Source organism: Mesorhizobium sp. BR1-1-13, from assembly GCF_020165515.1.
In the GTDB taxonomy this organism is placed as follows: domain Bacteria; phylum Pseudomonadota; class Alphaproteobacteria; order Rhizobiales; family Rhizobiaceae; genus Mesorhizobium.
Genome location: NZ_JAIUIH010000003.1, coordinates 391,172 through 403,308 on the forward strand (window position 1 = coordinate 391,172; position 12,137 = coordinate 403,308).

General features: G+C 63.1%; 11 protein-coding genes. 4 read left to right on the forward strand and 7 right to left on the reverse strand.

What is annotated here, in order from left to right; genetic code table 11:
* Positions 1 to 16: 16 nt before the first annotated feature.
* Entirely contained in the window at positions 17 to 751 is a 735-nt protein-coding gene (locus tag LB533_RS09535; RefSeq protein WP_224677072.1) for a polysaccharide deacetylase family protein, read from the forward strand.
* 61 nt (positions 752 to 812) lie between these two features.
* Here the strand turns inward: LB533_RS09535 and LB533_RS09540 are convergent, their stop codons facing one another.
* A complete protein-coding gene (locus LB533_RS09540; protein ID WP_224677073.1) occupies positions 813 to 1,211 on the reverse strand; it encodes a MarR family winged helix-turn-helix transcriptional regulator in 399 nt (132 codons plus the stop codon).
* 145 nt (positions 1,212 to 1,356) lie between these two features.
* Here LB533_RS09540 and LB533_RS09545 point away from each other — a divergent pair, with 145 nt between their 5' ends.
* A complete protein-coding gene (locus LB533_RS09545; protein ID WP_140521694.1) occupies positions 1,357 to 1,764 on the forward strand; it encodes a hypothetical protein in 408 nt (135 codons plus the stop codon).
* 135 nt (positions 1,765 to 1,899) lie between these two features.
* Here the strand turns inward: LB533_RS09545 and LB533_RS09550 are convergent, their stop codons facing one another.
* The gene (locus LB533_RS09550; RefSeq protein WP_224677074.1) at positions 1,900 to 3,945 is read right to left on the reverse strand and encodes an NADH:flavin oxidoreductase; all 2,046 of its coding nucleotides are present in this window, start codon (positions 3,943 to 3,945) and stop codon (positions 1,900 to 1,902) included.
* A 141-nt stretch (positions 3,946 to 4,086) separates the two neighbouring features.
* On the opposite strand from LB533_RS09550, the gene queF reads away from it, so the two are divergent.
* Positions 4,087 to 4,548 carry a preQ(1) synthase gene (queF, locus tag LB533_RS09555; RefSeq protein WP_140515582.1) on the forward strand — a complete coding sequence of 154 codons (462 nt, stop codon included), beginning with the start codon at positions 4,087 to 4,089 and terminating at the stop codon, positions 4,546 to 4,548.
* Between the two features lie 9 nt (positions 4,549 to 4,557).
* Here the strand turns inward: queF and LB533_RS09560 are convergent, their stop codons facing one another.
* The 5 genes from LB533_RS09560 to LB533_RS09580 all read right to left on the reverse strand — a co-directional run bounded on the left by LB533_RS09560 (position 4,558) and on the right by LB533_RS09580 (position 11,126).
* Positions 4,558 to 5,163: a hypothetical protein gene (locus LB533_RS09560; protein WP_224677075.1), complete on the reverse strand. Its 606-nt coding sequence runs from the start codon at positions 5,161 to 5,163 to the stop codon at positions 4,558 to 4,560.
* Between the two features lie 4 nt (positions 5,164 to 5,167).
* A complete protein-coding gene (locus tag LB533_RS09565; protein WP_224677076.1) occupies positions 5,168 to 5,647 on the reverse strand; it encodes a DUF3828 domain-containing protein in 480 nt (159 codons plus the stop codon).
* Positions 5,648 to 5,787: 140 nt separating this feature from the next.
* The gene (locus LB533_RS09570; protein WP_224677077.1) at positions 5,788 to 7,770 is read right to left on the reverse strand and encodes an FAD-dependent oxidoreductase; all 1,983 of its coding nucleotides are present in this window, start codon (positions 7,768 to 7,770) and stop codon (positions 5,788 to 5,790) included.
* 117 nt (positions 7,771 to 7,887) lie between these two features.
* Positions 7,888 to 9,537, reverse strand: a complete 1,650-nt coding sequence (locus LB533_RS09575; protein ID WP_224677078.1) for an ABC transporter substrate-binding protein — start codon at positions 9,535 to 9,537, stop codon at positions 7,888 to 7,890.
* A 41-nt stretch (positions 9,538 to 9,578) separates the two neighbouring features.
* The gene (locus LB533_RS09580; RefSeq protein ID WP_224677079.1) at positions 9,579 to 11,126 is read right to left on the reverse strand and encodes a trimethylamine methyltransferase family protein; all 1,548 of its coding nucleotides are present in this window, start codon (positions 11,124 to 11,126) and stop codon (positions 9,579 to 9,581) included.
* 92 nt (positions 11,127 to 11,218) lie between these two features.
* Here LB533_RS09580 and LB533_RS09585 point away from each other — a divergent pair, with 92 nt between their 5' ends.
* Positions 11,219 to 12,121, forward strand: a complete 903-nt coding sequence (locus LB533_RS09585) for a LysR substrate-binding domain-containing protein (RefSeq protein WP_224677080.1) — start codon at positions 11,219 to 11,221, stop codon at positions 12,119 to 12,121.
* Positions 12,122 to 12,137: the final 16 nt, after the last annotated feature.

Here is a 12,137-nt window from a genome sequence, read left to right on the forward strand (position 1 = left end):
CAAACGGGTAGTCCCGATGCCGCTTCTGCTTGCTTTGCTGACCATGCTCGCCGCATTTCCCGCTTACGCAGCGGATCGCACCATCTATCTGACCTTCGATGACGGGCCGCTGAACGGCACCAGCACCATCCTCGACGTGCTGGAGGCGCAGCAGGTGCCGGCGACGCTGTTCATGGTCGGCATGCATGCGCAGGCGAGCGCGGGCAACAAGGCATTGGTCAGACGCGCAAAAGCTCTGCCGCTGGTGACGGTGGGCAATCACAGCTACAGCCACGCCAACAACCGCTACCAACATTTCTATGCCGATACGGAAGGCGTTGTGGCCGACATGCTGCGGGCCAACGTCGTGCTCGGGCTCTCACCGGCGGTTCATGCGAGGCTGCCTGGGCGCGACGTGTTCAGACTGCCCTCAATGTCGAAGAACGACACCTCGCTCGGCCTTGCGCAGGAAGGCCGGGAGGAGCCGGACTACGAATTCGTCGCCGCCTCCGGGTTCTATCTCTATGGCTGGGACCATGAGTGGGTGCATGACGACACAGGCAAGCCGGTGCAAAGCGTCGACCACCTGGTCAGCGAGATCGATCACCTGTTCGGCTATGGCCGCTTCGTCAAGCGCGGAAAGATGATCCTGCTCATGCATGACGAGATGTTCCAGGACAGCTTCGATGGCAAGACGAGACTGACCAAGCTGATTACAGCGCTGAAGCAGCGCGGTTATGCTTTTGGCACAATCCAGAGCTATGACGACTGAGGCGGTGAGTCCTAAAGCGCGTCGTGTCGAAAGAGATTCACGTGGCGCGCCTTGGACATCGTCAGCTTTCCACATTGGCCCGCAACGTCGCCAGCACTTGCGCAAACTCCGCCAATCTGTCGTCTGACAGGCCGACACGCAGTCGCTTGTCGAAGGCAATCGCCGCCTTGCGCAGTGTCTCGAACATCGCTTCTCCGGCCTCTGTCAATTCGACCAGATGGACCCGGCGGTTGACGGGATCGCGGCGGCGCGTCAGCAATCCTTGCGCCTCCATCGCGTTCAGATGATGGGTGAGCGTCGCCCCCTGTATGCCGATCATTCCGGCGAGCTCGCGCTGGTTGGCTAGCTCGCTCGATTTGACCGACAGCAGAGTAAGCCAGACGGGCAACGTGCCGCCCGCTTCCACCAACGCGGTGTCGAAGGCCTGTGCAACAAGCTTGGCGGTGCGGCCGAGATTCATGCCGACCGGCGGGCGTTCAAAGGGCGTCATGGCAAGACACTAGACGGTGTTTTCCACGGATGGAACTGGCATCCTTTATACATTGACATCTAACAGTTAGATATCTAATTATTGAGGCGACGACGGGCAAGAGAGGAGAGCTGGTATGCAATATGTCTACATCATCACCATCGGTCTTCACGTCATGGCGGGGGTGTTCTGGGCCGGCACCACCATCACGCTGGCGCGCGACCCCGAGATCCGGGCTGAACGCTTCATTGGGCCGCAAATGGGAGCGGCCGGCATGGTGTTTCTCACCGGTGCGCTGCTCTGGTATTTCTTCCATGGCGCCTATTTCGGCTCGATGGAAATGGTGCTGGCGCTCGGCATCGTTGCCGCCTTCGCCGCGGCCGGCGTGCTCAGCACCATGGTCCGCCGCACCAGCACGCAACTTGCTGGCGCCGACGCGGCCACCGAACCCGCCCTGCGCGCGAAGATGGCCCAAGGCGAGCGAATCGCCGCCTGGCTGCTGGTTCTCACCGTGCTCTGCATGGCCACCGCCAGAATGTTCTGATCACGGATCGTACGGTGCCGGCGCAAGCAGGCGGCGTGCGCGGCGCGCAACGAACCAAGGCAGCAGATGGCTCTCATTGCGGAGGTTCCGTTGCGCGCCACAACTTTCCCCGGAATTGTTAGCGACAGCAGCCTTTCAAATCCTTAGCCCGAACCGGATGCCGTCATAGATGGCGGCGTGGATGTTGCGTGAGGCGACGGCATCGCCGACGCGGAACAGCACGAAAGATCCTCGCGGATTGCGCTCGGGAAAGATGTCGCCGCCACTCACCAGCCGCTCATAATCTATGGCGCCGCCGTTCTTCGCCAATGGCTTCAGCGAGAGGTAAAGGTCGTCGAGCGGCGCCGTGCCATGTTCGACCACCACCTGGTCGACCCGCCGCTCGCCGCGCCAGCCGTCGGCGAAATCGGAGGCAAGCTCGGCAACCAGTTGGTTGCCCTCGCGGCGCACCGAGCGCAGCCTTGTGTTGATAGTGATGGTGACCCCCTTCTCCTGGAAGGCGCGCATGTAGGGTACGTGGTTCATGCCGCCCATTTCCGGCGCGAAGAATCGCTCCGGCGAAACCAGTTCCAGTTTCGAACCGGCAGCCGCGACGAGTTCTGCAGCGCCCATTCCCTGATGGCCGCCATTGTCATCATAGAGCAGCACGTTTTCAGCCGGCTTGACGCTGCCGGCCATGATGTCCCAGCTCGATGTGACAAGAGTGCCGCCCGCCGTCAGCGGCGGATTCTGCGGCAGTCCGCCGGTGGCGACCACCACGACATCCGGCGACAACGCCAGAACGTCGTCCTTCTCCGCCCAGCTGTCGTAGCGAATCTCGACGCCGAGCCGGTCGAGTTCGGCCAGCCGCCAATCAACGATGCCGATCAACTCCTTGCGGCGCGGGTTCTGTGTCGCCAGCCTGACCTGCCCGCCGGCCTGGCCCGATGCCTCCAGCACCGTCACCTGATGGCCGCGCTCGGCGGCTACGCGCGCTATCTCCAGTCCACCTGCACCAGCGCCGATGACGACGACCTTTCGCTTTGGTCCCTCGGCCTTGGCGATGATATGCGGAATGTCTGCCTCGCGGCCGGTCGCCGCATTGTGGACGCAGAGCGCCTCGCCGCCTTCGTAAATGCGGTCGAGGCAGTAGGTGGCTCCGACACACGGGCGGATTTCGTGCTCGCGCCCTTCCATCACTTTGCGGACGATGTGCGGATCGGCGATGTGGGCGCGGGTCATGCCGACCATGTCGAGCTTGCCGGTGGCGATGGCGTGGCGGGCGGTGGCAACGTCGGAAATGCGCGCGGCATGGAAGGTCGGGAACTTCGTCGCCGCCCTCACCTCGCCGGCGAAGTCGAGATGCGGCGAAGAGCGCATGCCGGTCACCGGAATGACCTTGGTCAGCGCCGCGTCGGTTTCGATCGAGCCGCGGATGATGTTGAGGAAATCGACCTTGCCGGATGAGGCCAGCCGCCTGGCGATCTCGACGCCCTCCTCCTTCGACAGGCCCTGCGAAAAATCCTCGTCGGCGACCATGCGGATGCCGACGACGAACTTCTCACCGACCGCCGCGCGCACGGCGTCGAGCACCAAATCGGTGAAGCGCAGCCGGTTATCGAGCGAGCCACCGAACTCGTCGTCGCGATGGTTGGTGGCCGGAGACCAGAAGCCGTCCATCAGATGGCCGTAAGCCTCGAACTCGATGCCGTCGAGGCCGGCAGCCTGGCAGCGCTGGGCGGCCGACGCGTAGTCGGCGACGATGCGCTCGATATCCCACTCCTCGATGGTCTTGGGAAAGGCGCGATGCGCCGGCTCCCGTACCGGCGAAGCCGACAGCACCGGCAGCCAGTCGGCTTTGTTCCAGCCGGTTCGACGGCCGAGATGAGTAATCTGGATCATCACCTTGCAGTCATGCTCGTGGCAGGCGTCGGCCAGTTCCGCGAGCCATGGCACGATCCCGTCATCATAGAGATGCAAATTGCCGAAGGCGGCCGGGCTGTCGCGCGAAACGATGGCCGAGCCGGCGGTCATTGTCAGCGCCATGCCGCCCTTGGCCTTCTCCGCATGGTAGAGCCGGTAGCGCGCCTTGGGCATGCCGTCTTCCGAATAGGCGGGCTCGTGGCTGGTAGACATCACCCGGTTCTTCAACGTCAGATGTTTGAGCTGATAAGGCTGGAGAAGCGGATCGTTGCTGGTCATCGTCTTCCTGCAGGTTCAAATTGTGTTATTGAGCGGCCAGATGTGCCGCCCCTGAATGGATTGCGGCGTTTATTCCAATCTTCGTTCGCGCCGACCGCCATGGAAGCGTGCTTCCGGCGACAGGCAGGCAAGGAGCCGTCCATGATCGATACCAAAACCCTCACCCAGCTCGGCGCGCATGTCGAGACGCCACAGAGCCCGGAAGCGGCGGTCCTGGAAACCGTGCCGTTTTCGCGCGGCGACGGCCCGCCGGCCATCGTGCGCTTCACCTGCCCGGAATTCACCTCGCTGTGCCCGGTCACCGGCCAGCCTGACTTCGCCCATATCGTCATCGACTACGCACCCGACGCGGCTCTGGTGGAATCGAAGTCGCTCAAGCTGTTCATGACCTCGTTCCGCAATCATGGTGCTTTCCATGAGGATTGCACCGTCATGATCGGCCGCCGCATCGTGGCGGCAACGAGCCCGCTATGGTTGCGCATCGGCGGCTATTGGTATCCACGCGGCGGCATTCCGATCGACGTGTTCTGGCAGACGGGCGCGCCGCCGGAAGGCGCCTGGCTGCCCGAGACCGGAGTGGCACCCTATCGCGGGCGAGGCTAGCTCGAACCGTCATTCGCATTGGTACTGGCTGAGCGCCCATTCACCGGTCACCGATAGCAGGTCCGATATCTTCCATTCACCGTCGACCTTCTTGAACTTCCACTCAAGGCGGTGCGGGTTGCCGGCGACGACGAAGGCGACGATGACCTTGGCCTGGTCGCCATTGATCGCCTCGAGCGTCTTCAGGCTCTTGTCGATCTCGGCCTTGTCATAGTCGGCATTGTCGAGCGCCATGTTGGGGTCGAGGCACTCGCCCTGTCCGGATTTGCGCAGCGCATCGCTCTTGTCGAGCACCGTTTTCGCCGGATCGACGAAATGGCCGCGCTGCGACGGATCGACCTCCAAGCCGACCTGGTCGTAGAACGGCCGCACCACCTCCGTCGGCGAGCCCGGCTGAATTGGGGCGGCAGGTTCGCCCGGCGAGGCAACCGGTGGCGTTGCCGGCTCGGCGGCTCCGCGAGGTGCAGGCGCTGGCGGCGACCCGTTGTCATCGGGCGCGGTGGCCGCCGGAGCGTTTGCCGGCGGCGCGCCGAGCAGCCCCTGCGCGGCGCCGCCACTCAAGTCCGCCGCCATCATGCACACGGCCGACAGCGCCAGGAACCGGCGGCGGGCCATCGGATCACTCCGGATCTTGGCCCGCCAGGCATTCGAGCTGGCTCAGCGTCCAATCGTTGGTCTTCGATGCGATGTCCGATATCCTCCACTTGCCGTCGATCTTCTTCAGCGACCAATGCATTTCGCGTTGTGCATCGTCTCCTTCCGGAAAGAGACTGAAGCTCGCCACCACCTGGGCAGTGTCGCCGTCCACTGTCTCGGACACTTTCAGGGTCTTGGAGACGGTCTTCTGGTCGAAATCCTGCGCATCGAGGCCCGGATCGAAATCGATGCAGGCGAGTTGGTCCGGATTCTTCCTCGTTGCCTGATCGTTGAGGTCGAACAGTCTCGTCACCGGCTCGGTGAAGCGATCCCGGTATTTTGCGTCGGCCTCGAACTTGACCTCCGGAACATAGAAGAACTTCACGGCGTCCGACGCCGGACCGGCCAGGGCGACAGCGGGAAACGCCGTCGAAAGGGCGGCAAGGAGCACTGTCAGTCTCATGCAGAATCTCCGGCTTTTGATGGCTTGGCGCAATCCAGTAACACGCATCCTGCATATCGGCTTTTTTGCGGCTCATGAAGCCCGAGGGCCGCTCGCCGCTGGTGCAGGTCATCCGACAGGCGCGCGTGCCAAGACCGCGATCAGAGACCAAGCGCCACCTTGCGGCCATCATGGATGGCAAAAGCCGCCTGCCTTGAGGCGGTGCAATCACCAATCGACGTGTGGGCAATTTTCCGTCTGTCGAGTTCGATGGAAAGCATGTCGGCCGCCATACTCGTCGTGGCGAAGACCAGCGCATCGGCTTCGACGTCCTGCTCGGTTCCGTCGAGTAGGGAAGCGACCCTGGCCGCTTTGCCGTCCCAATGAACGATGGCGCTCTCGGTCAGAAACCGCACCCGCAGCCTGGCGAGTGCGCGGCGCAGCGGCGCGTCGACGGCCATTCGCTGAAGCTCTTTGCCAACCAGGGCGTCAGGTGTCACAAGCGTCACATTGTGACCGTCCTCGGCGAGTTTCCAGGCGGTGCCGCACCCTTTCCAATTGCCGCCATCGTCGAGCAAGACAATATTTTTGCCTGGCCTCACCTCACGGGCCATCACGGCTTCAGCCGAGAGAACCAGCCCGCCGCCCGGGATGCTTTCCCACTGCGGCAATGCCCGTTGGAAAGCGCCGTCCGGCGGCATCGAGCCGGTTGCAATGATGACGTGATCCGCGCCTTCGCGCTCGACATCCTCCGCCTCGACATATTGTCCGTACCAGACGTCGACCTGAAGCTGGCTGAGCTGGCGCTGGTACCAGTCGATCAGATCCAGAATCTGGGCGCGGCGCGGTTGCAGCCCCGCAAGGCGGAACTGCCCCCCAAGGCGGTCGGAAGCCTCGGCCAGTGTGACACGGTGACCGCGCTCGGCTGCTACACGCGCCGCTTCGAGGCCGGCGGGACCGCCGCCTACGACCAGCACGCGCTTGGGTTGGCTAGCAGGGGCGAAGCGATCTCCGCCCCACTCCCATTCCCGCCCCGCGGAAGGATTGATGACGCAGCTGATCCAGTAGTCGCGGCTGCGTCGGCCCCAGCACATCTGATTGCAGGACAGACACCCGCGAATGTCTTCCGGCCGTCCGGCGGCGGCCTTTGCAGCCAGGTGCGGATCGGCGATCTGCCCCCGCACGATGGAAACCAGATCAGCGTGGCCCTCGCTCAGCACGCTTTCGGCGTTCTGCGGCGTACGGATGTGACTCTCGGCCGTGATCAACGCGTGGCGCACGGTGGATTTGAGCACGGACGCCAGGTCGGCGCCGAGCTTTTCCGGATAAACAAAGGTCGGGATGATCTTGTAGAAATCGAAGTAGGAGCCCGTTCCACAAGTCACATAGTCCATCAAAGAATCGCGGTCGTGGAGGTCGATTATCTCGGCCAATGCTTCGCGCTTGAGCGCCACTTCGACTTCCGGTTCGTCGTTGACCGCAAGGCCGATGATGAAATCGTCGCCGCATTCCCGGCGAATTCTGCTCATCACCTCACGGCTCATCCGGGTGCGATTTTGAAGGCTGCCGCCCCACCGGTCGTCGCGGCGGTTCGACCAGGGCGTCCAGAACTGGTCCAGCATCGAATGATACGCCGCCCAGACCTCGACGCCGTCGAAACCGGCCTCGCGGCAACGGCGCGCCGCTTGTACGAAACCGTCGATCGTTTCTTCGATCTCGACTTCGGACATTCGATGCGAACCGTCAGAGTCGTGATAACTCGGCAGCCCGGAAGGGGACCAGCCGGCATGGAACGAGTTGTCCGCGTCCGCGTGCTGACCGACATGATAGAGCTGCTGGATGGCGACGGCGCCGTTGCCGCGGATCGCTTCCGTCACTTTGCGGAAATGGGGGATCACGCTGTCGTCGGAAGGACGGAAGTTGCCGCGGGTAAGAACCGCGGCCCCGTGCACCGGCATCGGCTCGACGACGATCATCCCCGCGCCGCCGATAGCGCGTTCGGCATAATAGCCGACATGCCGTTCTGTCGGCAGTCCCTCTACTGCCATGTTCGCGGTATGGGCCCCGAACACGATCCTGTTGCGTAAGGTCTTGCCGCGCAGAGCAATCGGCGCGAACAACCGGTTGAAGACCTGCCCAGACATGTACCGCTCCTCAAAAGCCTTAGCGGCAGCACCCGAGCGCCAGCGCCCGCAGCCAAAATCGATTTTTGCCGGAATGCCGGCACCTGAAAGGGTGCCGGCATTCGCCAACCATTGCAGCTAGGCGTCCAGCCAGACGTTCTGGAGGTCCATTTCGAAGGTCTGGTGGACGCCGTAGTTCTTCACCTTCTTGCTCGTATGACTGTAGAGCTTCTGCCAGAACGGCTGGATGATGACGCCGGAATCCTGCAGGATCTGCTCGACATCCTTCATAACCTCCTTGCGCTTGGCGACGTCGATCAGCGACAGCGCCTGCTTGAGCTTGGCGTCGAAATCGGGATTCGAATAGGCCGATTCATTCCAGGCCTCGCCGGTGCGATAGCCGAGCGCCAGCACCTGGACGCCGAGCGGGCGCATGTACCAGATCGTCATCGAATAGGGATATTTCGTCCAGTCGTTCCAGAACGTCGAGCCCGGCAGCACCGTGCGCTTCACCTTGATGCCGGCCTCCCGCAGTTGGCCCGCGATGGCATCGCCGGTGTTCTTCTGCCAGTCATCCTCGATGGTGATCAGCTCATGCTCGAAGTCGGCCTGACCCGCCTCCGCCATCAGCTTCTTGGCGCCAGCGGCATCACGCTCCTTCTTGGGCAGTGGGTAATATTCCGGATGGATGGGGCTGACATGGTGGTTTTCGCCGACCGTGCCGCGACCGCTGTAGCCGAGCTGCAGCACCGCGTTGTTGTCGACCGCCATCTGGAGCGCGTTGCGAACACGCTTGTCGTCATAGGGTTTGTGCGTGACGTTGGTGCGCGCAACCAGGGTGGTCGCGGTCGCCACCTCCGATTTCTCCAGCCCCATCTTGTCGAGGATGTCGATAAAATCGGCGGGCGACTCGAAATTGAGGTCGATTTCGCCGGAATCGAAGGCATTCACCGTGGCGTTGAAGTCGGTGCCGTAGTCGATGAATTCGACGCCGTCGAGCGGAGCTTCGCCGCCCCACCATTTGCCGTTCTCGCGGCGCTTGACGACGGCTTTCTGGCCAACATCGTAAGAGACCAGCTCGAAGGGTCCGGTGCCGATCGGCTTCTTGATCGGATCGGCGCCGTCGGCATCGAAATTGCGGTGAACGACGAGCGCCGGATAGTCGGTGAAGTTCGGGATCAGCGAAATGTCGGGCTCGGAGAGCTTCAGCTTGACCGTGTTGTCGTCGATCTTGGTGATCGCGCCGTCCCTCGCCTTACCGGTCTTGGCGTCGATAAGCGCGCCGACGCGCGCGGCCATGGAGTTGCCGGCGACGCCCTTCTCGCACCAGCGCGTCACATTGTGCACCACGTCATCGGCGTTGAAGGTATCGCCATTGTTCCAGGTGACGCCCTTGCGCACATGCAGCGTATATTCGGTGGCGTCGTCGTTGATGTCCCAGCTTTCGAGCAGCACCGGCTCGAAGGTGAACTGTCTGGTGTAGCGCACAAGCGGCTCCAGCCAGGTGCGCGAGATGTTGGCAAGCTCAACCCAGTCGTAGGTGCGCGGATCCTTCTGCGCCTTCACGGACATCGAGACATGCAGCGTTCCGCCCTTCTTCGGCTCCTCGGCCAAGGCGTTTGTCGGCGCGGCAAGGCCGATCATGCCATAGGCGAGCGCGGTCGACGCCCCGAAGGCGCTGGCCAGCGCCAGGAACTCGCGCCGGTCCATCCGGCCTGCCCGTGCTTCCACGGCCATTGCATCGATGGCGCCCGGGACGCGATCGCCGTTGCTTCTGAACAATGTCATTTCTTCCTCCCTGTGGTTCCCCTGGGCCTTCGCCCTTTGCATCAACTAACGGTGTCCGGCAGCTTCTCCTCACGCCGCGCGATCAAATCCCTGAGACCTTCGGCGATGCCCTCGTCGAGCTTCGGCTCTTCGTAATCGGCGAGCATGTTGCGGGCTTTTTCGCGACCGCGCGTGTCATGGTCCTTCGCGCCTTCGGCATTCCACTGCTCGTAGGAATTGAAGTCCATGATGCTGGGCATGAAGAAGGCCCGCTCGAAATGTTCGAGCGTGTGCTGGGTGCCGAGGAAATGGCCCTGCGGCCCCACCTCGCGGATGGCGGCCATCGCTTCCTTGAAATCGTCGAAGGGCAGCCCGCCGGCATATTTGTACCAGCCGACGAGTTGTTCGCAGTCGGTCGCGAACTTCGAATAGCCGCAGGTGAGACCCGCCTCGAGCCATCCGGCCGAGTGCCAGATGTAGTTGGCGCCGGCAAGGATGGCGGCATGCATGAGCATGTTCGCCTCGTAGCCCGCCTGGGCATCGTTCAGCTTGGAGCCGACATGGAAGCCGGACGTGCGCCACGGCAGCCCGTATTTCCGTGCCAGCGCGCCCATCAGATACATCATCTGCGCGGCCTCCGGCGTGCCGCCCATCGGAGCGCCGGTCTTCATATCGACCGTGACCATGAACTGGCCGTAGATCTGCGGCGAACCCGGACGGATGAGCTGGGTGAAGGCCACGCCCGCCAGCGCCTCCGCATTGACCTGCGCCACCGCGCCCACTGCCGAGGCCGAGGTCGAGGCGCCGCACAGCGCGAAGGGCGCCAGGATCAGCGGCTGATTGTGGCGCGCATAGACCTTCATCGCATCCAGCATGGTGGCATCCCACACCAGCGGTGAATTGCAGTTGGTGATCGACACCAGCACAGGGTTGTCGCGCACGTAATCCTCACCGAACACGATGCCCGCCATCGCCATCGTGTCTTCCGCCCGATCCTTCGACGTGACGATGCCCATGAACGGCTTGTCGGAATGCTTCAGCGCCGAGTGGATGATGTGGAGGTGCCGCTTGGGCACCGCTATTTCCATCGGCTCGCAGACGATGGAGCTCGAGGAATGCAGGGCCGGCGCCATGTAGGCGAGCTTGTGGAAATTGTTGAGGTCGGCGAGCGTGCCGTAGCGCCTGACATTGTCGAGGTCACGCACATAAGGCGCGCCATACATCGGCACGAAGATGGAATTCTTGCCGCCCACGCGCACCGAACGCTCAGGGTTGCGCGCGTTGAGCGTGAACTCCGACGGCACCTTCGAGACGAGTTCCATCAGCAAGGCGCGGTCGATCCGCACTCTCGTCTCGGAGACGTCTGCGCCGGCGGCCTTCCACATTTCGATGGCCTCATCGTCGCGGAACTCGCATCCGACATCCTCCAGGATGGCGAGCGATTCCTGGTGTATGAGTTCCACTGCCTCGTCCGGCACCATCTGATAGACGGGGATTTGGCGGACCAGTGTCGGAAACGACGTTACGGGAGCTCCCCGCAGCGCCTTGCGCCCCAGGCGGCCGCCGGCTCGACGATTGGCGTGTTCGGTCACAGCGGCCGGTGCGTTCATGGCAACTCCATTCCTCTTATACCTCGCAGCCTAGACGCACAAAACAGGAATGTGACGCTGGAAAATCCTGATCTCTTGTATAAGCTCTGCTTATGCGAAACCTGCGCCACCTCCTTCCCTCGGCGGGCAGCCTGATCGTTTTCGAGGCGGCGGGTCGCCTGTCGAGTTTCACCGCCGCCGGGCGAGAGCTCGGCATGACCCAGGCCGCCGTTTCCTACGCGGTGCGCGGGCTGGAGGAACAGCTCGGTGCCAAACTGTTCCAGCGCCGTCACCGGCAGGTCAGCCTGACGGAGGCCGGCGAGCGTTTCCACGCCGACGTTTCGCTGGGCCTGTCCCACATCCGCAAGTCGGCGGAGGATCTGCGCCTGCAGGCGACCGGAGGCCACGTGACGCTTGCCGCCTCAACCGCCTTCGGTTCCTTCTGGATGATGCCGCGGCTCCAGCAGTTCCGCGACGAACTGCCGGGCATTGATCTGCGCATCCAGACCGCCGACCGCGACCTTGACATCATCGCAGAGGGCATCCCGCTTGCCGTGCGCGGCGGCGAACCGAGGGACTGGCAGGACTATCATTCGCTGCCGCTTGCCGACGAAGAGATCTTTCCCGTCGCCGGCACCAGCTACGCGGCGAAGTTCGGCCTGCCCAAATCGGTCGCGGAACTGGCCACGCACCGTCTCATCCATCTCGAGGAGCCCTATCGAGAGGCGGCGAGCTGGAATGAGTGGTTCGAATCGGCCGGCGCCCGTCTCGGCGATACCGCGCGCGGCTTGCGCATCAACGACTACGGGCTGGTAATCCAGGGCGTCATGGAGGGACAAGGCATCGCACTGGGCTGGCGACACCTGGCCGAGCGGCTGCTGGCGACGGGCCTGTTGGTGCCGGTGACGGACCATGTGCTCAAGACCGGCAAGGCGTTCTATGTCATCTGGCCGAAGAACCGGGAGCTTAGCGAGAATGCCCGCAAGGTACGGAATTGGCTGGCAGCGCAAGCGTGAGACCGTTCACTGTTTT